The organism is Citrobacter sp. MGH110 (genome assembly GCF_001037515.1).
Classification (GTDB): domain Bacteria; phylum Pseudomonadota; class Gammaproteobacteria; order Enterobacterales; family Enterobacteriaceae; genus Citrobacter; species Citrobacter portucalensis.
Genome location: NZ_KQ089831.1, coordinates 355,420 through 381,064, shown reverse-complemented (window position 1 = coordinate 381,064; position 25,645 = coordinate 355,420). Strand labels below are relative to the sequence as shown.

The following is a 25,645-nucleotide window of genomic DNA, read 5'->3' as shown; positions in this document are numbered from 1 at the left end:
GAGTTGAGATGCTATTTGGCTTTTTTCGTAATCTGTTTCGCGTGCTTTTCCGCGTTCGCGTCACGGGCGATGTCAGCGCGCTACAGGGAGAACGCGTTCTAATCACTCCCAACCATGTCTCATTTATAGACGGCATCCTGTTGGCGCTCTTTTTACCGATTCGTCCCGTCTTCGCTGTTTACACCTCGATCAGCCAGCAATGGTATATGCGCTGGCTAACTCCGCTGATTGATTTCGTACCGTTAGATCCAACCAAACCGATGTCGATTAAACATCTGGTTCGTCTGGTCGAACAGGGCCGTCCGGTGGTTATTTTCCCGGAAGGACGTATTTCGACGTCCGGTTCGTTAATGAAAATTTATGACGGCGCGGGGTTTGTTGCCGCAAAGTCTGGGGCGACGGTCGTTCCTGTGCGCATTGAAGGCGCGGAGCTTTCCCGCTTTAGCCGCCTGAAAGGTTTGGTTAAACAGCGATTCTTCCCGCGCATCCGCTTACATATCCTACCGCCGACACAACTGCCGATGCCGGAAGCACCGCGTGCTCGCGATCGCCGCAAAATTGCCGGAGAGATGCTGCATCAAATTATGATGGAAGCACGCATGGCGGTTCGTCCGCGTGAAACGCTATACGAGTCGCTGCTGGCAGCGAAATACCGTTTTGGCGCAGGCAAAAACTGCATTGAAGATGTTAACTTTACCCCGGACAGCTACCGCAAACTGCTGACAAAGACGCTCTTTGTGGCCCGTATTCTGGAAAAATACAGCGTCGAAGGTGAAAAAATCGGCCTAATGCTGCCAAACGCGGGGATCAGCGCGGCGGTTATTTTTGGCGCCATTGCGCGTCGACGCATTCCGGCCATGATGAACTACACCGCGGGCGTGAAAGGATTAACCAGCGCCATTACTGCGTCTGAAATCAAAACGATCTTCACATCCCGACAGTTTCTCGATAAAGGCAAACTCTGGCATTTACCGGAACAGCTCACCCAGGTGCGTTGGGTTTATCTGGAAGACTTAAAAGCTGATGTGACCTTCAGCGAAAAGCTGTGGATTTTCTCACATCTGCTGGCACCGCATCTGGCGCAGGTGAAGCAGCAGCCGGAAGACGCTGCGGTGATCCTCTTTACTTCTGGCTCAGAAGGCCATCCGAAAGGTGTGGTTCACAGTCATAAAAGCATTCTGGCGAACGTTGAGCAGATCAAAACGATTGCCGATTTCACCGCCGATGACCGTTTTATGTCGGCGCTGCCGCTGTTCCACTCCTTTGGCCTGACGGTGGGATTATTCACGCCGCTACTGACTGGCGCAGAAGTGTTTCTTTATCCTAGCCCGCTGCATTACCGCATTGTGCCAGAGCTGGTATACGACCGGAACTGCACCGTGTTGTTTGGTACTTCAACGTTCCTCGGCAACTACGCGCGTTTTGCGCATCCGTACGATTTCCACCGCCTGCGCTATGTGGTGGCGGGAGCGGAAAAACTTCAGGACAGCACAAAGCAGCTGTGGCAGGAGAAATTTGGCCTGCGCGTTCTTGAAGGCTATGGCGTGACGGAATGTGCGCCGGTTGTGTCGATTAACGTACCAATGGCGGCAAAATCGGGAACGGTAGGGCGCATCTTGCCTGGTATGGATGCTCGACTGTTGGCCGTTCCGGGAATTGAGGACGGTGGGCGTTTACAGCTGAAAGGTCCTAATATTATGAGCGGCTATTTGCGCGTCGAAAAACCTGGCGTGCTGGAAGTGCCGACAGCAGAGAATGCGCAAGGTGAGATTGAGCGCGGCTGGTATGACACCGGAGACATCGTGCGCTTTGATGAAAACGGCTTTGTACAGATTCAGGGGCGCGCTAAGCGTTTCGCTAAAATTGCCGGAGAGATGGTTTCGCTGGAAATGGTTGAGCAACTGGCGTTGGCGGTATCCGCAGACAAAATGCACGCCACGGCGATCAAGAGTGATGCCAGCAAAGGTGAGGCGCTGGTGCTGTTCACTACCGACAGCGAGCTGACACGTGAAAAACTACAGCAGTATGCGCGGGTGCACGGTGTACCTGAACTCGCCGTACCGCGTGATATTCGCCATCTGAAGCAACTCCCCTTACTCGGCAGCGGTAAGCCGGATTTTGTTACGCTGAAAAGCTGGGTCGATGAGCAGGAAAAACAACATGAGTGAGTCAGTGCACACTAACACTTCAATCTGGTCCAAAGGGATGATGTCCGTTATCGCCGCGCAGTTTCTGTCGGCGTTTGGCGATAATGCGTTGCTGTTTGCTACGCTGGCGTTGCTGAAAGAACAATTCTATCCGGACTGGAGTCAGCCAATCCTGCAAATGGTGTTTGTGGGCGCTTACATTCTGTTTGCTCCCTTTGTGGGACAGGTGGCGGATAGCTTTGCCAAAGGCAGAGTGATGATGTTCGCGAACGCTCTGAAACTGCTGGGCGCGGCGAGTATTTGCTTCGGCATTAATCCGTTTCTTGGGTATACGCTGGTGGGGATCGGCGCGGCGGCATATTCACCGGCCAAGTACGGCATTCTCGGTGAACTGACTACCGGCGACAAACTGGTGAAGGCTAACGGCCTGATGGAAGCCTCCACCATTGCCGCGATTTTGCTCGGTTCTGTCGCCGGCGGCGTTCTGGCCGACTGGCACGTGATTGCCGCGCTTTCTGCCTGTGCACTGGCCTATGCTGGCGCGGTGGTGGCTAACCTGTATATCCCGAAACTGGCCGCGGCTCGTCCTGGCCAGTCCTGGCATCTGGGGAAAATGACGCGCAGTTTCTTCTGTGCGGCTTCATCGTTGTGGCGCAACGGTGAAACACGCTTCTCGTTGGTGGGAACCAGCCTTTTTTGGGGCGCGGGCGTTACGCTGCGTTTTCTGCTGGTGCTGTGGGTCCCGGTGGCGCTCGGCATCACCGATAACGCCACGCCGACCTACCTCAATGCCATGGTAGCGATCGGGATTGTGGTCGGTGCGGGTGCGGCCGCGAAGCTGGTAACGCTGGAAACCGTGTCGCGCTGTATGCCTGCGGGGATCCTGATTGGCGTCGTGGTGCTGATTTTCTCTCTTCAACATTCGCTGCTTCCGGCCTACGCATTGCTGATGCTTATCGGCGTGTCGGGTGGCTTCTTTGTGGTGCCGTTGAATGCGTTGCTGCAGGAACGGGGTAAGAAAAGCGTCGGCGCGGGTAATGCGATAGCGGTGCAAAACCTGGGTGAAAACAGCGCGATGCTGTTGATGCTGGGGATTTACTCACTGGCGGTGCTGGTGGGGATCCCGGCAGTTGCGATTGGTATTGGATTTGGTGCGCTGTTTGCGCTGGCGATTGCGGCGCTGTGGATTTGGCAGCGCCGCCAATAGTCTGTTGTATGCTGTTGCCGGATGGCGGCGTTGCCTTATCCGGCCTACAGGATGCTCACTTTGTAGGCCTGATAAGCGTAGCGCCATCAGGCGCTAATCGTCACGGTGCGAGATGAGTATGCTATGAATGTGCCGGATGGCGGCGTTACCTTATCCGGCCTACAGGATGCTCACTTTGTAGGCCTGATAAGCGTAGCGCCATCAGGCGCTAACTGTTACGGTGCAGGATAGGTATACACCTGATGCACCGCTTCAATCTCTGCCAGTACTTCTTCGCTCAACTCCAGATGCAGGCTTTCAACGTTGGTTTTTAGCTGCTCCATCGTCGTGGCGCCCAGCAAAGTGCTGGCGACAAACGGCTGACGACGCACGAATGCCAGCGCCATTTGCGCAGGATCCAGATTATGGCGTTTCGCGATATCCACATAGGCCGCAACGGCTTTCTGCGTCTGCTCGCCGCTGTAGCGCGTGAAACGGCTAAACAACGTATTGCGTGCACCGGCAGGTTTCGCGCCGTTCAGGTATTTCCCGGTTAACGTACCGAAGCCCAGGCAAGAGTAAGCCAGCAGCTCAACGCCTTCATACTGGCTCACTTCAGCCAGTCCAACCTCAAAGCTGCGGTTCAGCAGGCTGTAGGGGTTCTGGATGGTGGCGATGCGTGGCAGATCGTGTTTGTCCGCCAGGTGTAGATAGCGCATCACGCCAAACGCGGTTTCATTAGAAACGCCGATGTAGCGAATTTTCCCAGCGCGCTGAAACTCGGCCAGTGCGTCCAGCGTATCGAGAAGGGAAACGACCGGCGCGGAGTCTGTCCAGCTGTAACCTAACTTACCAAAACAGTTGGTCGGGCGCTGTGGCCAGTGAACCTGATACAGATCCAGATAATCGGTTTTCAGTCTTTTCAGGCTGTCGTGCAGCGCTTCACGGATATTTTTACGGTCCAGCGCCTGATTCGGTCGAATGCCGCTGTCGTTGTTACGTGATGGTCCGCTGACCTTAGACGCAACGATCAGCTTTTCGCGGCTGCCGTGTTTGGCGAGCCAGTTACCTACGTAGGTTTCGGTGAGACCCTGGGTTTCAGGACGCGGCGGTACCGGATACATCTCGGCAACGTCGATCAAATTAATGCCCTGTGCTACGGCATAATCGAGCTGTGCATGTGCGTCGGCTTCGCTGTTTTGTTCACCAAACGTCATTGTGCCCAGCCCCAGTGTACTGACTTCCAGCGAGCTGTGGGGTATACGGTGATATTGCATAGCCGTTTCCTTTTTATAATCACGACATAAGGATTATAAAAATGGCTGAGGGAAGAGAAAAAGGGAAGTAAAATTGTTAAGGCCAGCGCGCTGCTGACCTCAACCATCAGCGTTCAATGATTTGAGACACATCATCGCGGTTAATCTGCATCGCATTGCCCTGCTGGTCGTGATAGCTCACCAGACCGGTATCATCGTCAATTTCTGGTTTTCCATCGGTCAGGATCATTCGACCATCTTTTGTCGCCATTACATAATCGCTGCTGCATCCGGAAACGGCAAAAGCCAGTCCTACGGCGGAAATCAAAACTGCCCATTTTTTCATCTGCTTATCCTCACATGGCCTGCGTCTGACAATAGTTTAGTAATAACGCGAAGTTGTGCAGGGTGAAAGCAGTAAAATCTTAAACTGTGAGAAGGGGTAGGTGTGGCTGGCATTCGCTCCCCTTGCGGGGAGCGATGGATTTCATCAGAGCGGATTTTTTTTATTACGCCACAGGTTCAGGGTCTCTACCGCGATAGAGAAGAACATGGCGAAATAGATATATCCTTTTGGAACGTGGACGTCGAAACTTTCCAGAATCAGCGTAAAACCGACCAGAATCAGAAACGAGAGCGCCAGCATTTTTACCGAAGGGTGGCGATCGACAAACTCACCAATCGGGCGAGCAGCAAACATCATCACGCCTACGGCAATCACCACCGCCGCCATCATGATAAACAGATGATCGGACAAACCAACCGCAGTAATCACGGAATCCAGACTGAAGATAATGTCTAACAACATGATCTGTACAATCGCGCCCAGGAAAGAAGATACGCGGGTTTTTAACCCCTCTTCCTCACCTTCAATGGATTCGTGGATCTCTTTACTGGCTTTCCAGATCAGGAACAATCCCCCCAGCAGAAGGATCAGGTCGCGTGCTGATATCGCCTCGCCAAACAGCTCGAATAACGGGTTTGTCAGCCGCGTTACCCAGGCGATAGAAGCCAGCAGTGCCAGACGCATGATCATCGCCGCCGCCAGCCCAATACGTCGGGCATGATTGCGTTGCGCTGTCGGGAGTTTGGCTACAACCAGAGAAAGGAAAATAATATTGTCGATCCCAAGAACGATCTCCAGCAGCGTCAGCGTACCGAGCGCAAGCCAGGCGTTAGGATCGGTTATCCATGCAAATAACATCGAACAAAGTCCTGCCAAAAAAAAGAAGCGGTAATTATAGGCCCGTAACGCGGCGGGTGAAAGGCCGGACGGTGCCTATTGCGCCTGGAACAAGAAATGTCGCTCAAGCAATGCGCGGGTGAAGTTCTTTTTCAGGTAAAAGCCGCGTGGCAGGGTCAGGATGGGTTCGCCGTTGGCGCCAATGGCCTCGGTAAGCGCGCGGGCGTTGGCGGCTTTAGGACGCAGTTGCAGTACTTCCCCATGGCGAGCGGTGATGCGTTCGACATGTCCTAACACAATCATGTCCATTAACTCTTCCCAGTCCAGACGCAATTGCCGGTCTTCTTCTTCATTCGGGCTCCACAGCAGGGGAGAGCCGACGCGGCGCTCAGCCAGAGGGATGCTGCGTTCGCCTTCTACCGGGATCCACAGAACACGTTTGAGTTTGTGTCGTACATGGCTGGTTTCCCAGGTGACGCCGGTATTGCCGGTTAACGGCGCCACACACACAAAGGTGGTTTCCAGCGGTCTGCCAAGACTGTCCACAGGGATCGTTTTCAGCTCCACGCCCAGCGCCGCAAAATCCTGCTCTGGTTTACTGCCCGCGCTGGCACCGAGCCAGATTTCCAGCAGGACGCCAATCCAGCCTTTATCGCGCTTAAGATCCTTCGGCGTAACGATTCCCGCCATTGCCGCTAATTCTCCTAACGCGTAGCCCGAAAGCTGCCGTGCCTGGCTCAGCAACTGTGCTTCAGATTCAGGGGGAGAAAGCAACGGACGGAGTTCTGGCATCGGGTTAACCCTTAGGTGAAAAAATGAGCAATGATTTTATACCGTGTGGACAGAGTTTATCTTTTTCCACATGCTTTATTCAATTCTATGATTTATATTGGTTTTTAGATTCACGTTCGCAGAGTTGCGCAACAGCGAAGCGGGTTTTCCAATTCTGGTCACTGACAATGAACAGGATCTTACACCATGTTATCCACAGAAAGATGGGATAACTGTGAAAAACCCCCACTACTGTTTCAATTTACAGCCTTGACGTGCGACGAAAATCGAATTTTCACACAAATTGTGCCTAACTTATTGGCATAATCTGTGGATAAAACCAACGCTGGTCGATCTTTCATCAGCGTGAAGATCGTATGCGTGATGCACATCACATTTCTGTGTGTTTATCTGCGTGGATCGGTTTTAACTTTATGAATGTATAAGAGTATTTTTGATATGTGACGAATGTCTTATTCGGACTGTTCTGGGTTTTCCCATAGTAATTCCGTACTTCTTCACAACTATATCCACAGAAAAGGTGAATAAAATCGCCTTACTTGCCCTTCTTCTGTTTATAACTCGGCCTTTAACTGTGAGTTATTCAATTGTTATTAGAATATCGCACCCTTAACAGAGTGGTTTACCGCCCCTCAGGAGTGTGAAACAATCGTTTGTATATAAGGTTTATGTTGAGGTAGTCCGGTGATTGATGACGATGGCTACCGCCCGAATGTAGGGATAGTAATTTGTAACCGCCAGGGGCAGGTCATGTGGGCCCGGCGATTTGGTCAGCACTCCTGGCAATTCCCACAAGGTGGGATCAACGCAGGAGAGACAGCAGAGCAGGCGATGTACCGGGAACTCTTTGAAGAAGTGGGTCTCAGTCGTAAAGATGTACGGATCCTTGCTTCTACTCGTAACTGGTTGCGTTACAAGTTACCGAAACGTTTGGTGCGTTGGGACACAAAGCCGGTTTGTATCGGCCAGAAACAAAAATGGTTTCTTCTGCAATTGGTCAGCAGCGATGCTGAAATCAATATGCAAACCAGCAGTACACCTGAGTTCGACGGCTGGCGCTGGGTGAGTTACTGGTATCCGGTTCGACAGGTGGTGTCATTTAAACGCGATGTCTATCGCAGGGTGATGAAAGAATTCGCAAGTGTTGTCATGGCGCTTCAGGAGAGCACTCCTAAACCGCAAAGCGCACCTGCGTACAGACGTAAAAGAGGTTAAGCTACGCAAATTATGCTCACCCGCCTGCGCGAAATAGTCGAAAAGGTGGCCAGTGCTCCGCGTCTGAACGAAGCGCTGAATATACTGGTTACCGACATCTGTCTTGCGATGGATACAGAGGTCTGTTCGGTTTATCTGGCCGATCACGATCGACGTTGTTATTACCTCATGGCGACCCGGGGACTAAAAAAACCACGTGGTCGCACTGTCGCACTCGCGTTTGATGAAGGTATCGTTGGCCTGGTTGGCAGGCTGGCGGAACCTATCAACCTCGCCGATGCGCAAAAACATCCCAGCTTTAAATACATTCCTTCGGTAAAAGAAGAGCGTTTTCGTGCATTCTTAGGCGTACCGATCATTCAGCGTCGCCAGCTTTTAGGTGTGCTGGTGGTGCAGCAGCGTGAACTGCGTCAGTACGATGAAAGTGAAGAGTCTTTCCTCGTCACGCTCGCCACGCAAATGGCGGCCATACTTTCGCAGTCGCAGCTAAACGCGCTGTTCGGCCAGTACCGTCAAACGCGCATCCGTGCGCTGCCTGCCGCTCCCGGTGTGGCAATAGCCGAAGGCTGGCAGGATGCGACGCTGCCGTTGATGGAACAGGTCTACCAGGCTTCAACGCTGGATCCTGTGCTTGAACGCGAGCGACTGACCGGTGCGCTGGAAGAGGCGGCGAACGAATTCCGCCGCTACAGCAAGCGTTTTACCGCTGGGGCGCAGAAAGAAACGGCGGCGATCTTTGATCTTTACTCGCACTTGCTTTCCGATACCCGTCTGCGCCGCGAGCTGTTTGCGGAAGTGGATAACGGTTCGGTGGCCGAGTGGGCGGTTAAAACGATCATTGAAAAGTTTGCCGAACAGTTCGCCGCGCTGAGCGATAACTACCTCAAAGAGCGGGCCGGAGATTTACGCGCGCTGGGCCAGCGCTTGCTGTTCCACCTTGATGACTCTATCCAGGGGCCGAATGCCTGGCCGGAACGCTTTGTGCTGGTGGCGGATGAACTTTCAGCAACCACGCTGGCGGAGCTTCCACAGGACCGGTTAGTTGGCGTGGTTGTCCGGGACGGCGCAGCCAACTCTCATGCGGCAATTATGGTGCGTGCGCTGGGTATCCCTACCGTCATGGGGGCCGATATCCAGCCGTCGGTGCTGCATCGCCGTACGCTGGTGGTGGACGGTTATCGCGGTGAACTGCTGGTCGATCCGGAACCGGTATTGATCCAGGAATACCAGCGTCTTATCAGTGAAGAAATTGAGCTGAGCCGCCTGGCGGAAGACGACGTCAACCAGCCAGCACAGCTGAAAAGCGGCGAGCGCGTGAAGGTGATGCTCAATGCGGGCCTCAGCCCGGAACATGAAGAAAAGCTGGGTAGCCGAATCGACGGCATTGGCCTCTATCGCACCGAAATCCCGTTCATGCTGCAAAGCGGATTTCCTTCGGAAGAAGAACAGGTTGCGCAGTATCAGGGGATGCTGCAAATGTTTAACGACAAGCCGGTGACCCTGCGTACGCTGGATGTCGGTGCCGATAAACAGCTGCCCTATATGCCGATCAGTGAAGAGAACCCGTGCCTTGGCTGGCGAGGGATCCGCATAACGCTCGATCAGCCGGAGATCTTTTTGATCCAGGTTCGCGCTATGCTGCGTGCGAATGCGGCAACCGGAAACTTGAGCATTTTGCTGCCGATGGTAACCAGCATCGATGAAGTGGACGAAGCGCGACGTTTGATTGAACGCGCCGGACGCGAAGTGGAGGAGATGATCGGTTACGAGATCCCGAAACCGCGCATTGGCATCATGCTGGAAGTTCCGTCGATGGTGTTCATGCTGCCGCATCTGACAAACCGGATAGACTTTATCTCGGTCGGAACCAACGACCTTACCCAGTACATACTGGCCGTCGATCGTAACAACACACGGGTAGCCAGCATTTATGACAGCCTGCATCCGGGGATGTTGCGTGCGCTGGCGATGATTGCGCAGGAAGCCGAAAGAAGCGGTATCGATTTGCGCCTGTGTGGTGAAATGGCGGGCGACCCGATGTGCGTGGCTATTCTGATCGGTCTCGGTTTCCGTCATTTGTCGATGAACGGTCGTTCTGTCGCTCGCGTAAAATATCTGCTGCGTCATATCGATTTTGATGAGGCGCAAACGCTGGCGCAGCGCAGCCTGGAGGCTCAGATGGCAACAGAAGTACGCCATCAGGTAGCGGCCTTCATGGAGCGTCGTGGCATGGGGGGCTTGATTCGCGGGGGATTGTAGGTCTGACAAGCGTAGCGCTATCAGGTATTACGGGGGATAGAGATTACCTATACAGATCTTTTACATCTTCCCGGCATCCGCTTCTAACCCCTTGTGCTATCATTCGCACCTTTGGAGCGCCTGCATTATGCAGGCGCGCTTATCAATTGCTGTCTGACTTCAGCGAAATAACAAGAACTTGTGGTGACAGATGACCAGTAGCTATCTGCATTTTCCGGATTTCGATCCGGTCATTTTCTCAATCGGACCCGTCGCGCTTCACTGGTACGGCTTAATGTATTTGGTGGGGTTTATTTTCGCGATGTGGCTGGCGACGCGCCGCGCGAATCGTCCGGGCAGTGGCTGGACCAAAAATGAAGTAGAAAACTTACTGTATGCGGGCTTCCTCGGGGTTTTCCTCGGTGGGCGTATTGGTTACGTACTGTTCTATAACTTCCCGTTATTCCTCGATAATCCCCTGTATCTGTTCCGCGTCTGGGACGGCGGTATGTCCTTCCACGGTGGACTTATCGGTGTGATCCTGGTGATGATTATCTTCGCCAAACGCACTAAGCGTTCGTTCTTCCAGGTTTCTGATTTCATTGCCCCGCTGATTCCGTTTGGCCTTGGTGCAGGGCGTCTGGGCAACTTTATCAACGGTGAGCTGTGGGGACGCGTTGACCCGAACTTCAAGTACGCCATGCTGTTCCCGGGCTCCCGTACCGAAGATATTTTACTGCTGCAAACTAACCCGCAATGGCAGTCTATTTTTGATACCTACGGCTCGCTGCCACGCCACGCCTCACAGCTTTATGAGATGGCGCTGGAAGGCGTTGTGCTGTTTATCATTCTGAACTTGTACATTCGCAAACCGCGCCCGATGGGTTCGGTGTCCGGTCTGTTCCTGATTGGTTATGGCGCGTTTCGTATTATTGTTGAATTCTTCCGCCAGCCGGATGCGCAGTTTACCGGCACCTGGGTACAGTACATCAGCATGGGGCAGATACTCTCTATCCCGATGATTGTCGCAGGCATTATTATGATGGTTTGGGCGTACCGCCGCAGCCCACAGCAACACGTTTCCTGAGGAACCATGAAACAGTATTTAGAACTGATGCAAAAAGTGCTGGATGAAGGCACACAGAAAAACGACCGTACCGGAACCGGAACGCTTTCCATTTTTGGTCATCAGATGCGTTTTAATCTGCAGGAAGGGTTCCCGCTGGTTACGACTAAACGCTGCCATTTACGCTCGATCATTCATGAGCTGCTGTGGTTCTTGCAGGGCGATACTAACGTTGCCTACCTGCATGAAAACAACGTCTCAATCTGGGACGAATGGGCGGATGAAAACGGTAATTTAGGCCCGGTTTATGGCAAACAATGGCGCGCGTGGCCTACGCCAGATGGTCGCCATATCGACCAGATCACCACCGTGCTAAACCAGCTGAAAAATGATCCGGACTCTCGCCGCATCATCGTTTCCGCATGGAACGTCGGCGAGCTGGATAAAATGGCGCTGGCACCGTGCCATGCGTTCTTCCAGTTCTACGTGGCGGATGGCAAGCTCTCCTGCCAGCTGTATCAGCGTTCGTGCGATGTGTTCCTCGGCCTGCCGTTTAACATTGCCAGCTACGCTTTGCTGGTACACATGATGGCGCAGCAGTGCGATCTGGAAGTGGGTGATTTTGTCTGGACCGGCGGCGACACGCACCTGTACAGCAACCATATGGATCAAACGCATCTGCAGCTTAGCCGTGAACCGCGCGCGCTGCCGAAACTGGTTATCAAACGTAAGCCTGAATCAATCTTTGACTATCGCTTCGAAGACTTCGAAATTGAAGGCTACGATCCGCACCCGGGTATTAAAGCACCGGTAGCTATCTAACCTGTTTCATGCTGTCACAACCGACGCCCATGTGCGTCGGTTTTTTTTGTCTCAAATCGCGTTCTTCGGCGTGGATTCCTGAAATATTGCAACGGCCTGTAACGCGCTAAATATTCCCCATAGCTCGCCGTAGAAACCGAATTTCCCGCTCGTTATTCATTTTCCTCACGCCATACTGGCGATATGAAAAAACAACAAGGTTACACGCTTCTCGAAACCCTGATTGCGATGCTGATTGTCGCGGCGCTTGGTGCATCTGGGCTGTATGGTTGGCAGCGCTGGCAGCAGCAACAGCGGCTGTGGCAGACCGCCTGCCAGGTGAGGGACTACCTGCTGCAACTGCGTGAAGATGCTAACTGGCATAACCGCGATCACGTGATAAGCGTGATTCGGGATGGCACATCATGGTGTTTTGTCAGCTCTGCGGCTTCGCAAACCACGTGCCGACCCGTTTCGTCTTTGGTTTTTACACCACCCTGGGACGACGTCGAAATGGCAGAGATAACACCTTCACTGGCCTTTTTTGGACTGCGCAATACGGCATGGGCCGGACATATACGCCTGAAAAATGCGACTGGGGAATGGCGCGTGGTGGTGTCTGGCTGGGGGCGAATCAGGCTTTGCGAGCGTGATGAGGCCAGATTATGTCAGTAAATGAACGGGGATTTTCACTGCTGGAGATGCTCATTGCCATGGCGATTAGCAGTATTTTATTGCTTAGCTCAGCACGATTTTTACCGGCGCTACAGCGAGAGATTCTGCGTAACACGCGCCAGTTAGTACTGGAAGATGAAATATGGCAGCGGGTCTACACCGTGGCGAAGCATCTTCAGCGGGCGGGGTATTGCCGGGGAAACTGTGTCGGAGAGGGACTGGTGATATCGGCTAAGGGAGACTGTGTTATTGCCCGCTGGGATGCCAACAGCAATGGCGTTTGGGAAAGCGGTCCCGTGAAAGAGGCTGATTCTATTGGGTTTCGTTTACAGGACAAGGTGTTGGAAACCGTGCGTGGAGCCACCGGCTGCACTGGCAAAGGATGGGACAAAATGACCGATCCGGCCACGATGCAGATTGAGGTATTCCAGGTTGAAAGGCTGAATTTCAGCGGATATTCCCCGCTTCTTACGCTGCGTTTGCGTGGAGTGAGCAATGACGAACCACAAAAAGTTGTTGAAGCGGTCTACAGCGTTACGGGATTCAACCTGTGAACCGTGAGCGAGGCGTATCTTCTCTGGCAATGGTCCTGTTGCTGCTGGTGCTCGGTAGTCTGCTGCTGCAAGGCGTTAGCAGACAGGAGGCCAGTTTTGCTGCGCGTGTGGTCACACAAAGTCAGGCGCTGCAGCGTCAGGCGGTAGTGCAATCCGCGATAGAATGGGGGCGTACGCAGCCCTGGCGCTTACAACCCGCCGTACAGTGTCGGCGCGATCCCACGCAGGATGCCGCGGTTTGCCTGCGCCGGCTTACCAATAATTTTGTTCTGCTTATTGCCCACTATGAAGGGATATCGTTATGGCGTCAGGGGGTGGTTATTGATGGCAACATAGAATTCTCGGCGCGTGGTTGGAGCGATTTTTGTCCGCTAAAGGAGCAGACGTTATGCCAGATCCCTTGAACAGACAGCGTGGCTTTAGTCTGCCGGAAGTGATGCTGGCAATGGTACTAATGATAATGATTGTGACCGCGTTGTCAGGATACCAGCGGGTGCTAATGAACAGCTTTATCATCAGAAACCAGTATCAGCAACTCTGGCGCCACGCCTGGCAGCAAACCCAGCTGTACCCGTTTTCATCGCCTGTGAACTGGCAGGCTAACCGAATGCAGACAACGAGAGCGGGATGTGTCAGCATCAACGTTATAATTTCTTCACCCCTCGGCAGGCAGGGTCAGATGACGCGTCTGCATTGCCCGAATCGTCAGTAGTCAGGAGTCGCTATGTTAAGGGTCTACCACTCCAACCGTCTGGATGTGCTGGAAGCGTTAATGGAATTTATCGTTGAGCGCGAGCGGCTGGACGACCCCTTTGAGCCTGAGATGATCCTGGTTCAAAGTACCGGTATGGCGCAGTGGCTACAAATGACTCTTGCACAGAAGTTTAGTATTGCCGCCAATATCGATTTTCCGCTGCCCGCGAGTTTTATCTGGGATATGTTTGTGCGCGTGCTGCCGGATATCCCGAAAGAGAGTGCGTTCAGCAAACAGAGCATGAGCTGGAAGTTGATGACGCTGTTGCCACAATTGCTGGATAGCGATGACTTCGCATTGCTACGACACTATCTGACGGACGACACTGATAAACGTAAGCTTTTTCAGCTTTCCTCGCGCGCGGCTGACCTTTTCGACCAGTATTTAGTCTACCGCCCTGAATGGTTGACCCAGTGGGAAGCGGGGCGACAGGTTGAGGGACTTGGCGAGTCTCAGGCCTGGCAGGCACCGTTGTGGAAAGCGCTGGTGGAATACACCGCGGAATTGGGCCAGCCGCGCTGGCATCGTGCCAATTTATACCAACGATTTATTCAGACGTTGGAAAACGCGTCCGAGTGCCCACAGGGACTGCCTTCTCGGGTCTTTATTTGCGGTATTTCGGCGCTGCCGCCGGTTTATTTGCAGGCATTGCAGGCGCTAGGTAAGCACATTGATATTCATCTGCTGTTTACCAACCCTTGTCGCTACTACTGGGGGGATATTAAAGATCCGGCCTGGCTGGCGAAGCTGATGGCACGTCAGCGTCGGCACAGCTTTGAAGAACGGCATCTGCCGCTGTTTCGTGATAATCAGAAAGCCGAAGGATTATTTAACAGCGATGGCGAACAGGATGTGGGCAACCCGATGCTGGCCTCGTGGGGCAAGCTGGGGCGTGATTACATTTATTTGCTTTCGGAGCTGGAAAACAGTCAGGAACTGGACGCGTTTGTCGACATTACGCCTGACAACCTTTTGCATAATATTCAATCGGATATTCTGGAACTTGAAAGTCATGCCGTGGCGGGCGTTACGCTGGAAGAATATTCCCGTAGCGACAATAAACGCCGGCTTGAGCTGAACGACACCAGCGTGACTTTCCATGTCTGCCATAGCCCACAGCGCGAGGTGGAAATTCTTCATGACCGGCTGTTGGCCATGCTGGAAGCGGACCCAACGCTGACACCGCGCGATATTATCGTGATGGTGGCGGACATCGACAGCTACAGCCCATTCATTCAGTCGGTCTTTGGTAGCGCGCCAGCCGAGCGTTACTTACCTTATGCGATATCTGACCGTCGGGCACGCCAGTCTCATCCCGTCTTACAGGCCTTTATCAGCCTGCTGTCGCTGCCGGATAGCCGTTTTGTCTCAGAGGATGTCCTGGCGTTACTGGATGTTCCCGTGCTGGCGGCGCGTTTCAACATTGATGAAGAAGGGTTGCGCTATCTTCGCTTATGGGTCAATGAATCCGGGATTCGTTGGGGAATTGACGACGATAACGTGCGTGAACTGGAACTTCCGCCGACAGGTCAGCATACCTGGCAATTTGGTTTAACGCGTATGCTGCTCGGCTACGCGATGGAAAGCTCGCAGGGCGAGTGGCAATCGGTATTGCCTTACGATGAGTCCAGCGGCCTGATTGCCGAGCTGGTAGGGCATCTGGCCTCGTTGCTGATGCAGCTTAATCTCTGGCGTAGAGGGTTGGCGCAGGAACGACCGCTGGAAGAGTGGCTACCCGTTTGTCGGGAAATGCTTAATGATTTCTTCCTACCGGACGCGGACACCGAAGCGGCAATGACGCTGATTGAACAGCAGTGGCAGGCCATTATTACCGAAGGTTTAGGGGCTGAGTACGGCGATGCTATACCGCTCTCTCTGTTGCGTGATGAGCTAGCCCAGCGCCTTGACCAGGAACGCATCAGCCAGCGCTTCCTGGCGGGGCCCGTTAACATTTGTACGCTGATGCCGATGCGCTCCATTCCGTTCAAAGTGGTGTGCCTGCTGGGTATGAACGATGGGGTTTATCCGCGTCAACTTGCGCCGCTGGGCTTTGATTTAATGAGCCAAAAACCGATGCGGGGTGACCGCAGTCGTCGCGATGATGACCGCTATTTGTTCCTCGAAGCATTAATCTCGGCACAGCAGACGCTCTACATCAGCTACATTGGCCGCTCTATTCAGGATAACAGCGAGCGCTTCCCGTCGGTGCTGGTGCAAGAACTGATGGACTACATTGGACAAAGCCATTATCTGCCGGGCGATGAATCGTTGACCTGTGATCAAAGCGAGGCAAGGGTAAAAGCGCATATAACCCGTTTGCATACCCGTATGCCCTTTGATGCACAAAACTATTTGCCGGGCGAACAGCAAAGCTATGCCCGGGAATGGCTGCCTGCGGCGAGTCTGTCAGGAAAAGCGCACACGGATTTTGTGCAGCCTCTGCCCTTAGAAATGCCAGAAACGCTAACGCTGGAAACGCTGCAGCGATTTTGGGCACATCCGGTACGCGCCTTTTTCCAGATGCGTTTAAGGGTCAACTTCCGCTCTGAAGAGAGTGAGATCCCGGATACGGAACCTTTCACTCTTGAAGGGTTAACCCGCTACCAGCTTAATCAGCAATTGCTTAATACGCTGGTTGAAGAGAACGATGCTGAACGACTGTTCCGCCGTTTTCGTGCGGCGGGCGCGCTACCCTATGGGCCGTTTGGCGAAATTCTGTGGGATACGCAGCGTCAGGAAATGCAGTCGCTGGCTGAACGCATTATCGCCTGTCGTCAGCCCTGTCAGAGCATGGAAATCGATCTTAACTGTCACGGCGTGCAAATCACCGGTTGGCTGCCGCAGGTGCAAGAGGACGGTTTGTTGCGCTGGCGCCCATCTTTGATAAGCATTGCGCAGGGTGTGCAACTTTGGCTGGAACATCTTGTCTATTGTGCCAGTGGCGGTAGGGGAGAGAGCCGATTGTTCCTGCGTAAAGACGGAGAATGGCGTTTTCCGCCGCTGGATGCAGAACAGGCGCTGCTGTACCTGTCGCAACTCATTGAGGGATATCGGGAAGGCATGTCGTCACCGTTGCTGGTATTACCCGAAAGCGGTGGTGCATGGATAAAAACCTGTTATGACGCCGCAAATGATGCCATGTTAGATGACGATGCAACGTTGCAAAAAGCGCGCAGTAAGTTTCTGCAAGCCTATGAAGGCAACATGATGGTACGTGGCGAAGGTGATGATATCTGGTATCAGCGTCTTTGGCGTCAACTGGATGCTGATACGCAGGAGGCTATTGTTTTACAGTCTCAGCGCTACCTGTTACCGATTTTTCGCTTTAATCAGTCCTGATGACTGTATAAAAATTGCGCAATTCGATGGCTTCCACTATGATGCGCATTCTGTCACGGACTGATTCTTACAAAGAGAAGATGCTGGCTCGTTCAGCACATAGTCTTGCCCTGTTCAGATCACGTATTTATGCGTGGTTTGTAGTGAACAGGTGAATTCGTTAATGATGAGGTTTGTGAATGCCCCGCAGCACCTGGTTCAGCGCATTACTGTTGTTCGTCGCCCTTTGGGTTCCCGTAAGTCAGGCAGATACCGGTTGGCAGCCTTTAGCTGAAACCATCCGTAAAAGCGATAAAGACACCCGTCAGTATCAGGCCGTGCGCCTTGATAACGGCATGGTTGTGCTGCTGGTATCCGATTCTCAGGCCGTGAAATCCCTTTCTGCACTGGTAGTCCCCGTGGGCTCGCTGGAAGATCCGGACGATCATCAGGGGCTGGCGCACTATCTCGAACACATGTGTCTGATGGGCTCGAAAAAATACCCACAGCCGGACAGCCTGGCTGAATTCCTGAAAATGCACGGCGGTAGCCACAATGCCAGCACAGCGCCTTATCGTACGGCCTTCTATCTTGAAGTCGAAAACGACGCACTGGTGGGGGCGGTGGATCGCCTGGCGGATGCTATTGCCGATCCATTGCTGGATAAAAAATATGCCGACCGCGAGCGTAACGCGGTTAACTCCGAGCTGACGCTGGCGCGTACCCGAGACGGGATGCGTATGGCGCAGGTGAGCGCTGAGACGATCAACCCGGCGCACCCAGGTTCGCGTTTCTCTGGCGGGAATCTTGAGACATTAAGCGATAAACCGGGCAACCCGGTGCTGCAAGCATTACAAAAATTTCATGAAAAGTACTACTCTGCGAACCTGATGAAGGCGGTGATTTATAGCAATAAACCGCTGCCAGAGCTGGCGCGGATAGCGGCTGACACCTTTGGGCGCGTACCGAACAGGAATATCGCAAAGCCTGAGATTACCGTCCCGGTCGTCACTGATGCGCAAAAGGGCATCATCATCCACTATGTTCCGGCAATGCCGCGTAAAGTATTGCGCGTCGAGTTTCGTATCGATAACAACAGCACGCAGTTCCGCAGTAAAACCGATGAACTGGTGACCTACCTGATTGGCAATCGTAGCCCGGGCACGTTGTCTGACTGGCTGCAAAAGCAGGGCCTGGTTGAAGGTATTCGCGCAGACTCCGATCCGGTGGTCAACGGGAACAGCGGCGTATTAGCCATTTCCGCGACGTTAACCGACAAGGGGCTGGCGAACCGCGATGAAGTTGTCGCGGCAATCTTTAGCTACCTCAATTTGTTACGCGAGAAAGGTGTCGATAAACGCTATTTTGACGAGCTGGCGCACGTGCTGGATCTCGATTTCCGTTATCCCTCCATCACCCGTGATATGGACTACGTGGAATGGCTGGCTGATACCATGATCCGCGTTCCCGTCGAGCATACGCTGGATGCGGTGAATATTGCTGACCAGTACGATGCGAAAGCCGTTGAGCAACGTCTGGCAATGATGACGCCGCAGAATGCGCGTATCTGGTATATCAGCGCGAAAGAGCCGCATAATAAAACCGCTTATTTTGTCGATGCGCCTTACCAGGTGGATAAAATCAGCGACAAAACCTTTGCCGACTGGCAGCAAAAAGCGCAGGGCATTGCGCTGTCGTTACCGGAGTTGAACCCCTACATTCCGGATGATTTCACGCTGATTAAGACGGATAAAAAATACGCTCATCCTGAGCTGATCGTTGATGAGCCGGATTTACGCGTGGTGTATGCCCCGAGCCAGTATTTTGCCAGCGAGCCGAAGGCTGACGTCAGCGTGATCCTGCGTAACCCGAAAGCCATGGACAGCGCCCGCAACCAGGTCTTATTCGCACTTAACGATTACCTGGCAGGGATTGCGCTCGATCAGTTAAGTAACCAGGCATCGGTAGGTGGAATTGGTTTCTCTACCAACGCTAACAATGGGTTGATGCTTAACGCCAACGGCTACACCCAACGTTTGCCGCAGCTTTTTCAGGCGCTGCTGAGCGGATATTTCAGCTATACCTCAACGGACGAACAGCTGGAACAGGCGAAATCCTGGTATGCCCAGATGATGGATTCCGCAGAAAAGGGTAAAGCTTACGATCAGGCTATTATGCCGGTGCAGATGCTTTCTCAGGTACCGTACTTCTCCCGCGACGAGCGCCGTAAGCTGCTGCCTTCCATCACCCTGAAAGAGGTGATGACCTACCGCGACGCCTTAAAAACCGGTGCGCGACCTGAATTCCTGGTCATTGGCAATATGAGCGAAGCTCAGACGACGAGCATGGCGCGGGATATCCAAAAACAGCTTGGTGCGAACGGATCACAGTGGTGTCGCAACAAAGATGTGGTTGTGGACAAGAAGCAGTCCGTCATCTTCGAAAAAGCAGGCAGCAGCACGGATTCAGCGCTGGCCGCGGTATTTGTGCCAACCGGATACGATGAATACGCCAGTTCAGCCTACAGCGCTATGTTAGGTCAGATTGTTCAGCCGTGGTTCTACAATCAGCTGCGTACTGAAGAACAGTTAGGCTACGCCGTATTTGCTTTCCCGATGAGCGTTGGCCGTCAGTGGGGAATGGGGTTCCTGCTGCAAAGCAGTGATAAGCAGCCGTCTTACCTCTGGGAGCGTTATAAAGCGTTCTTCCCGACGGCGGAAGCGAAGCTGCGGGCGATGAAACCTGAAGAGTTCGCGCAAATTCAGCAGGCGATTATTGCGCAAATGCTGCAGGCGCCGCAAACGCTGGGGGCAGAAGCCTCACAGTTAAGCAAAGATTTTGATCGCGGCAATATGCGCTTCGATTCACGTGATAAAATAGTGGCTCAGATTAAACTGCTGACGCCGCAAAAACTTGCCGACTTCTTCCATCAGGCGGTGGTTGAGCCGCAAGGCATGGCGATATTGTCACAGGTTTCCGGCAGTCAGAATGGGAAAGCAGAATATGTGCACCCGGAAGGCTGGAAAGTGTGGCAGACCGTCAGCGCGTTGCAGCAAACCTTACCCCTGATGAGTGATAAGAATGAATGATGCCGCTGAGTCCCTTGATCCACTGCGCTTGCCCCTGACGGGCGAGCGCCTGATTGAAGCCTCTGCGGGCACCGGTAAAACCTTTACCATCGCCGCCCTGTATTTACGTTTACTGCTTGGACTGGGCGGCTCTGCCGCCTTTCCTCGTCCTCTGACCGTCGAAGAACTGCTGGTGGTTACCTTCACCGAGGCGGCTACCGAAGAGTTGCGTGGTCGAATTCGTAGCAATATTCATGAACTGCGAATTGCCTGCCTGCGTGAAACCACCGACAACCCGCTATATGCCCGTTTGTTAGATGAAATTGCCGATAAAAAACAGGCCGCGCAGTGGCTGCTATTGGCTGAAAGACAGATGGATGAAGCGGCGGTGTTTACCATCCACGGCTTTTGTCAGCGTATGCTCAGTCTCAATGCCTTTGAGTCAGGCATGCTGTTCGAACAGCAGCTGATAGAAGATGAATCGCTGCTGCGCTATCAGGCCTGTGCGGACTTCTGGCGTCGGCACTGCTACCCGCTGCCCCGCGACATTGCGCAGGTGGTTTTTGAAACGTGGAAAGGACCGCAAGCGCTGCTGAGAGATATCGATCGCTATCTGCAGGGGGAAGCGCCGGTTATCAAGGCGCCACCGTCTGATGACGAAACGCTGGCCGCCCGGCATGAACAAATTCTCGCACGCATTAACCAGATCAAGCAGCAATGGCGTGATTCTGTTGATGAGCTGGATGGCCTGATGGAAGCCTCCGGAATTGACCGGCGTAAATTTAATCGCGGTAATCAGGGCAAGTGGATCGAAAAGATCAGCGCGTGGGCGCAGGAAGAAACACAAAGTTATCAGCTTCCTGACGCGCTGGAGAAATTCTCACAGCGTTTTCTGGAAGAGCGAACCAAAGCGGGCGGGATAACCCCTCAGCACCCGCTGTTTGTCGCTATTGATGAACTGCTTAGCGAACCGTTAACTCTCCGCGATCTGGTGATCACCCGGGCGCTGGCGGAGATCCGCTCGGCAGTTGCCGAGGAAAAACGTCGCCGCGGCGAGCTGGGTTTTGACGATATGCTCAGCCGTCTGGATGCGGCGTTGCGCAGTGAAAGCGGAGATGCGCTGGCGACGGCTATTCGTACTCGTTTTCCGGTCGCCATGATCGATGAATTCCAGGATACCGATCCGCAGCAGTACCGTATTTTTCGTCGGATCTGGCAGCATCAGCCGGATACCGCACTGCTGCTAATTGGTGATCCGAAACAGGCAATTTACGCGTTTCGCGGCGCGGATATCTTCACCTATATGAAGGCGCGCAGCGAAGTCAGCGCACACTATACGCTTGATACCAACTGGCGTTCGGCCCCCGGCATGGTCAATAGCGTGAATACGCTTTTCAGCCAGATGGACGACGCCTTTATGTTCCGCGAAATCCCTTTCAGCCCGGTAAAATCCGCAGAAAAAAACCAGGCGTTACGGTTTGTTTTGCACGGCGAAACGCAGCCAGCTATGAGTATGTGGCTGATGGAAGGAGAAAGTTGCGGCGTAGGCGATTATCAGAGCTACATGGCCCAGGTGTGCGCCACACAAATTCGCGACTGGCTTAAAGCCGGGCATTCTGGCGCAGCGCAACTGGTCAGTGGCAAAGCATCCAGCCCGGTACGCGCGTCAGATATCAGCGTACTGGTGCGTAGCCGCCAGGAAGCGGCGCTGGTCCGTGATGCGCTGACGCAACTGGCCATTCCCTCTGTCTACCTCTCCAACCGTGACAGCGTATTTGAAACGCTGGAAGCGCAGGAGTTGCTATGGGTGCTGCAGGCGGTGATGACGCCGGAACGTGAGAACACGTTGCGTAGCGCGCTGGCGACCTCAATGATGGGTCTGAATGCGCAGGATATTGAAGCGTTAAATACCGACGAGAATGCCTGGGATGCGGTGGTCGAAGAATTCGACGGCTATCGTCAGATCTGGCATAAACGCGGCGTGATGCCGATGCTACGTGCGCTGATGACGGCTCGCCAGATTGCAGAGAACCTGCTGGCGACGGCGGGAGGCGAACGTCGACTGACCGACATTTTACATATCAGCGAACTGTTGCAGGAAGCGGGCTCGCAGCTGGAAAGCGAGCATGCGCTGGTGCGCTGGTTGTCCCAGCATATTCTTGAACCCGACAGCAACGCGTCCAGCCAGCAGCTCAGGCTGGAAAGCGACAAGCATCTGGTCAAAATCGTCACCATCCATAAATCGAAAGGGCTGGAGTATCCGCTGGTCTGGCTGCCGTTTATCACCAATTTCCGCGTTCAGGATCAGGCTTTCTACCACGATCGTAGCTCTTTTGAAGCCGTGCTGGATCTCAGCGATGCTGAGGAGAGCGTTGAGCTAGCCGAAGCAGAGCGTCTGGCGGAAGATCTGCGTTTGCTGTATGTCGCGCTAACCCGTTCGGTATGGCATTGCAGCCTTGGCGTTGCGCCGTTGGTACGACGTCGGGGCGATAAAAAAGGGGATACCGATGTGCATCAGAGCGCACTTGGTCGCCTGTTGCAAAAAGGTGAGCCGATGGATGCCGTGGGTCTGCGTAGCGCGATTGAAGCGCTTTGTAGCAACGATATTGCTTGCCAGACTCCCGCGCAGCCTGACGGTGAACCCTGGCAGGTTGCGCAGGCTGTTAGCAGCGAACTGAGTGCGAAAATACTGCGGCGTAAGCCCGGCGATAGCTGGCGCGTGACCAGTTATTCCGGTCTGCAACAGCGTGGACAGGGTATCGCGCAGGATCTGATCCCACGACTGGATATCGATGCCGCAGGCGTCGGTGAGGTTATTGAAGAACCAGGACTCACACCGCACCAGTTCCCGCGCGGCGCTTCGCCGGGTACGTTCTTGCATAGCCTGTTTGAAGACCTCGATTTTACGCAACCGGTGGATCCGCATTGGGTCGAGGAGCAACTGGCGTTGGGCGGTTATGACGCACACTGGACGCCGGTTTTGACCGAATGGCTGGACGCCATTTTGCAGGCGCCTCTCAACGAGACGGGTGTGAGTTTGAACCAGCTTTCCGCGCGTGAAAAACAGGTGGAGATGGAGTTTTATCTGCCGATTTCGCAGCCGTTGATGGCCAACCAGCTTGATGCGTTAATTCGCCAATACGATCCGCTCTCGGCGGGGTGCCCTGCGTTGGACTTTATGCAGGTTCGCGGCATGCTGAAAGGCTTTATTGACCTGGTATTCCGCCACCAGGGGCGTTATTACCTGCTCGATTACAAATCGAACTGGCTGGGCGAAGACAGCTCCGCCTATACGCAGCAGGCAATGGCCTCTGCCATGCAGGCGCATCGCTACGACCTTCAATACCAACTTTATACCCTCGCGCTGCATCGCTACTTACGCCATCGCATTGCTGATTACGATTATGAACGCCATTTTGGCGGCGTTATCTATCTCTTCCTGCGCGGCGTTGACAGTGAAAATCCGCAGCAGGGAATTTACGCGACCCGACCTGACGGAGAGTTGATTGCGTTGATGGACGAGTTGTTTGCCGGTGCGGTGCAGGAGACGATGTTATGACAATCCAGAAACGATTTCTGGAGGCTGTTGAGCAAAAACAGCTCCGGCCTCTGGATGCTCAATTCGCGCTGGCGGTTGCCGGAAGTGATAACCCAGCCGTTGCGCTGGCTGCGGCGTTGCTCAGCCGTGAAGCGGGAGAAGGGCACGTCTGCTTACCGCTTTCACGGTTATCTCTGAGCGAGGACGCGCATCCTCTGTTAAGCGCCTGGCTCGCTGAAACGGGCGAGCCAGAAGACTGGGCGGAATGTCTGCTGGCTTCCAGTGCGGTAAGCCGTGGCGAGCAACCCACGCCGCTGGTGCTGTACGGCGATCGCTTGTATCTGAACCGGATGTGGCATAACGAACGTACGGTAGCTCGCTTTTTCAGTGAAGTGAACCACGCCATTGAAGTGGATGAACAACGGCTGACCCACACGCTGGCGGCGCTGTTTCCGCTATCGGAGGGGGTTAACTGGCAAAAAGTAGCCGCTGCTGTTGCGCTCACCCGCCGGATATCGGTGATCTCAGGCGGACCGGGGACGGGAAAAACGACAACGGTCGCAAGGCTGCTGGCGGCGTTGATTCAAATGGCCGACGGTGAGCGCTGTCGTATTCGACTGGCGGCGCCAACGGGAAAAGCGGCTGCGCGCCTGACCGCCTCACTGGGAGCGGCGTTACGAGAGCTACCGCTAACCGATGAGCAAAAGAAACGCATCCCCGATGACGCCAGTACGCTGCATCGATTATTAGGCGCTCAGCCTGGCAGTCAGCGCCTGCGTCATCATGCGGGAAACCCGCTGCATCTGGATGTGCTGGTGGTGGATGAAGCCTCGATGATTGATTTGCCGATGATGTCGCGCCTTATCGATGCGCTGCCGCCGCACGGACGGGTGATTTTTCTGGGCGATCGCGACCAGCTCGCTTCCGTCGAAGCGGGGGCCGTGCTGGGGGATATCTGTGCTTTCGTTGGTGACGGGTTTACCCCGGAACGCGCCCGCCAGCTCAGTCGCCTGACCGGGAGCGCTATTCCTGCCGGGTCGGGAATTCAGGCAGCAGCGTTGCGCGACAGTCTGTGCCTGCTGCAAAAGAGCTACCGTTTCGGCAGCGATTCCGGAATCGGTCAGTTGGCTGTGGCAATTAATCGCGGCGACAAAACTGCGATAAAAACGGTGTTCCAGCAGGGATTTAGCGACATCGAAAAACGCACTCTACACAGCAGCGAGGATTATGCCGCGATGCTGGATGAGGCGCTGGCGGGATATGGGCACTACCTGGATTTGTTGCACGAGGGTGCGGAGCCGGGGGCTGTCATTCAGGCCTTCAATGAGTATCAGCTGCTATGCGCCCTGCGGGAAGGTCCGTTTGGCGTTAGTGGTTTGAATGAACGCATTGAGCAGGTGATGGCGCAAAAACGTAAAATTCATCGTTCGACCCATAGCCGCTGGTATGAGGGAAGGCCGGTGATGATCGCGCGCAATGACAGTTCGCTGGGATTATTTAACGGTGATATCGGCATTGCCCTCGACCGTGGACAGGGCCTGAGGGTGTGGTTTGCGCTGCCGGATGGTTCTATCAAATCGGTGCAGCCCAGCCGCTTGCCTGAACATGAAACCACCTGGGCGATGACGGTGCACAAATCGCAGGGATCTGAGTTTGACCACGCGGCGTTGATTTTACCCAGCCAGCATTCACCCGTGGTTACCCGCGAGCTGGTCTATACCGCCGTTACCCGCGCGCGTCGCCGCCTGTCGCTGTATGCTGATGAGCGGATACTGAGCCGCGCCATTGCCACCCGTACCGAACGTCGCAGCGGACTGTCAGCATTATTTAATGACGGCATGATGTAGATGTAGG

Annotated in this window: 18 protein-coding genes; 14 read left to right on the top strand and 4 right to left on the bottom strand. The window is 54.0% G+C overall.

What is annotated here, in order from left to right; translation table 11 throughout:
- The first annotated feature begins 8 nt into the window (after nt 1-8).
- The gene (gene aas / locus SK38_RS17885) at nt 9-2,168 is read left to right on the top strand and encodes a bifunctional acyl-ACP--phospholipid O-acyltransferase/long-chain-fatty-acid--ACP ligase (protein WP_048236703.1); all 2,160 of its coding nucleotides are present in this window, start codon (nt 9-11) and stop codon (nt 2,166-2,168) included.
- Nucleotides 2,161-3,354, top strand: coding sequence for a lysophospholipid transporter LplT (gene lplT, locus SK38_RS17880; RefSeq protein ID WP_048236702.1), 1,194 nt, complete (start codon nt 2,161-2,163; stop codon nt 3,352-3,354). Before aas ends, lplT begins: the two co-directional genes overlap by 8 nt.
- Nucleotides 3,355-3,569: 215 nt before the next feature.
- Here the strand turns inward: lplT and SK38_RS17875 are convergent, their stop codons facing one another.
- The 4 genes from SK38_RS17875 to mutH all read right to left on the bottom strand — a co-directional run bounded on the left by SK38_RS17875 (nt 3,570) and on the right by mutH (nt 6,564).
- A complete protein-coding gene (locus tag SK38_RS17875) occupies nt 3,570-4,610 on the bottom strand; it encodes an NADP(H)-dependent aldo-keto reductase (RefSeq protein ID WP_003825597.1) in 1,041 nt (346 codons plus the stop codon).
- A 106-nt stretch (nt 4,611-4,716) separates the two neighbouring features.
- Nucleotides 4,717-4,935 carry a lipoprotein YgdR gene (gene ygdR / locus SK38_RS17870; RefSeq protein WP_000758660.1) on the bottom strand — a complete coding sequence of 73 codons (219 nt, stop codon included), beginning with the start codon at nt 4,933-4,935 and terminating at the stop codon, nt 4,717-4,719.
- Between the two features lie 144 nt (nt 4,936-5,079).
- Nucleotides 5,080-5,793, bottom strand: coding sequence for a TerC family protein (locus SK38_RS17865; RefSeq protein ID WP_003033961.1), 714 nt, complete (start codon nt 5,791-5,793; stop codon nt 5,080-5,082).
- A 75-nt stretch (nt 5,794-5,868) separates the two neighbouring features.
- Nucleotides 5,869-6,564 (bottom strand): DNA mismatch repair endonuclease MutH, encoded by a 696-nt coding sequence (mutH, locus tag SK38_RS17860; RefSeq protein ID WP_003033965.1) that lies wholly within the window; start codon nt 6,562-6,564, stop codon nt 5,869-5,871.
- A gap of 684 nt (nt 6,565-7,248) precedes the next feature.
- Here mutH and rppH point away from each other — a divergent pair.
- The 12 genes from rppH (at nt 7,249) to recD (ending at nt 25,638) form a co-directional block, all read left to right on the top strand.
- Complete coding sequence (rppH, locus tag SK38_RS17855; protein WP_003825602.1) at nt 7,249-7,779, top strand: RNA pyrophosphohydrolase; 531 nt, start codon at nt 7,249-7,251, stop codon at nt 7,777-7,779.
- Between the two features lie 12 nt (nt 7,780-7,791).
- Nucleotides 7,792-10,038 (top strand): phosphoenolpyruvate--protein phosphotransferase, encoded by a 2,247-nt coding sequence (ptsP, locus tag SK38_RS17850; RefSeq protein ID WP_003825604.1) that lies wholly within the window; start codon nt 7,792-7,794, stop codon nt 10,036-10,038.
- Nucleotides 10,039-10,228: 190 nt separating this feature from the next.
- Nucleotides 10,229-11,104 (top strand): prolipoprotein diacylglyceryl transferase, encoded by an 876-nt coding sequence (gene lgt, locus SK38_RS17845; RefSeq protein WP_003825606.1) that lies wholly within the window; start codon nt 10,229-10,231, stop codon nt 11,102-11,104.
- 6 nt (nt 11,105-11,110) lie between these two features.
- Entirely contained in the window at nt 11,111-11,905 is a 795-nt protein-coding gene (gene thyA / locus SK38_RS17840) for a thymidylate synthase (protein ID WP_003033990.1), read from the top strand.
- A gap of 183 nt (nt 11,906-12,088) precedes the next feature.
- Entirely contained in the window at nt 12,089-12,559 is a 471-nt protein-coding gene (locus SK38_RS17835; RefSeq protein WP_048236701.1) for a prepilin peptidase-dependent protein, read from the top strand.
- Nucleotides 12,550-13,113 (top strand): prepilin peptidase-dependent protein, encoded by a 564-nt coding sequence (locus SK38_RS17830; protein WP_048236700.1) that lies wholly within the window; start codon nt 12,550-12,552, stop codon nt 13,111-13,113. The genes SK38_RS17835 and SK38_RS17830 overlap by 10 nt, the downstream gene beginning before the upstream one ends.
- Nucleotides 13,110-13,517 (top strand): DUF2509 family protein, encoded by a 408-nt coding sequence (locus tag SK38_RS17825; protein WP_048236699.1) that lies wholly within the window; start codon nt 13,110-13,112, stop codon nt 13,515-13,517. Before SK38_RS17830 ends, SK38_RS17825 begins: the two co-directional genes overlap by 4 nt.
- Nucleotides 13,502-13,825: a prepilin-type N-terminal cleavage/methylation domain-containing protein gene (locus SK38_RS17820; protein WP_048236697.1), complete on the top strand. Its 324-nt coding sequence runs from the start codon at nt 13,502-13,504 to the stop codon at nt 13,823-13,825. Before SK38_RS17825 ends, SK38_RS17820 begins: the two co-directional genes overlap by 16 nt.
- 12 nt (nt 13,826-13,837) lie before the next feature.
- The gene (recC, locus tag SK38_RS17815; RefSeq protein WP_048236696.1) at nt 13,838-17,206 is read left to right on the top strand and encodes an exodeoxyribonuclease V subunit gamma; all 3,369 of its coding nucleotides are present in this window, start codon (nt 13,838-13,840) and stop codon (nt 17,204-17,206) included.
- A gap of 179 nt (nt 17,207-17,385) precedes the next feature.
- Nucleotides 17,386-20,274 (top strand): pitrilysin, encoded by a 2,889-nt coding sequence (gene ptrA, locus SK38_RS17810; RefSeq protein ID WP_048236695.1) that lies wholly within the window; start codon nt 17,386-17,388, stop codon nt 20,272-20,274.
- The gene (gene recB, locus SK38_RS17805) at nt 20,267-23,812 is read left to right on the top strand and encodes an exodeoxyribonuclease V subunit beta (RefSeq protein WP_048236694.1); all 3,546 of its coding nucleotides are present in this window, start codon (nt 20,267-20,269) and stop codon (nt 23,810-23,812) included. The genes ptrA and recB overlap by 8 nt, the downstream gene beginning before the upstream one ends.
- Entirely contained in the window at nt 23,809-25,638 is a 1,830-nt protein-coding gene (gene recD, locus SK38_RS17800) for an exodeoxyribonuclease V subunit alpha (RefSeq protein WP_048236693.1), read from the top strand. Before recB ends, recD begins: the two co-directional genes overlap by 4 nt.
- The last annotated feature ends 7 nt before the right edge of the window (nt 25,639-25,645 follow it).

Coding starts and splice junctions, on each gene's coding strand:
- aas (WP_048236703.1), top strand. CDS start 9: ATGCTATTTGGCTTTTTTCGTAATCTGTTTCGCGTGCTTTTCCGCGTT.
- lplT (WP_048236702.1), top strand. CDS start 2,161: ATGAGTGAGTCAGTGCACACTAACACTTCAATCTGGTCCAAAGGGATG.
- SK38_RS17875 (WP_003825597.1), bottom strand. CDS start 4,610: ATGCAATATCACCGTATACCCCACAGCTCGCTGGAAGTCAGTACACTG.
- ygdR (WP_000758660.1), bottom strand. CDS start 4,935: ATGAAAAAATGGGCAGTTTTGATTTCCGCCGTAGGACTGGCTTTTGCC.
- SK38_RS17865 (WP_003033961.1), bottom strand. CDS start 5,793: ATGTTATTTGCATGGATAACCGATCCTAACGCCTGGCTTGCGCTCGGT.
- mutH (WP_003033965.1), bottom strand. CDS start 6,564: ATGCCAGAACTCCGTCCGTTGCTTTCTCCCCCTGAATCTGAAGCACAG.
- ptsP (WP_003825604.1), top strand. CDS start 7,792: ATGCTCACCCGCCTGCGCGAAATAGTCGAAAAGGTGGCCAGTGCTCCG.
- lgt (WP_003825606.1), top strand. CDS start 10,229: ATGACCAGTAGCTATCTGCATTTTCCGGATTTCGATCCGGTCATTTTC.
- thyA (WP_003033990.1), top strand. CDS start 11,111: ATGAAACAGTATTTAGAACTGATGCAAAAAGTGCTGGATGAAGGCACA.
- SK38_RS17835 (WP_048236701.1), top strand. CDS start 12,089: ATGAAAAAACAACAAGGTTACACGCTTCTCGAAACCCTGATTGCGATG.
- SK38_RS17830 (WP_048236700.1), top strand. CDS start 12,550: ATGTCAGTAAATGAACGGGGATTTTCACTGCTGGAGATGCTCATTGCC.
- SK38_RS17820 (WP_048236697.1), top strand. CDS start 13,502: ATGCCAGATCCCTTGAACAGACAGCGTGGCTTTAGTCTGCCGGAAGTG.
- recC (WP_048236696.1), top strand. CDS start 13,838: ATGTTAAGGGTCTACCACTCCAACCGTCTGGATGTGCTGGAAGCGTTA.
- ptrA (WP_048236695.1), top strand. CDS start 17,386: ATGCCCCGCAGCACCTGGTTCAGCGCATTACTGTTGTTCGTCGCCCTT.
- recB (WP_048236694.1), top strand. CDS start 20,267: ATGAATGATGCCGCTGAGTCCCTTGATCCACTGCGCTTGCCCCTGACG.
- recD (WP_048236693.1), top strand. CDS start 23,809: ATGACAATCCAGAAACGATTTCTGGAGGCTGTTGAGCAAAAACAGCTC.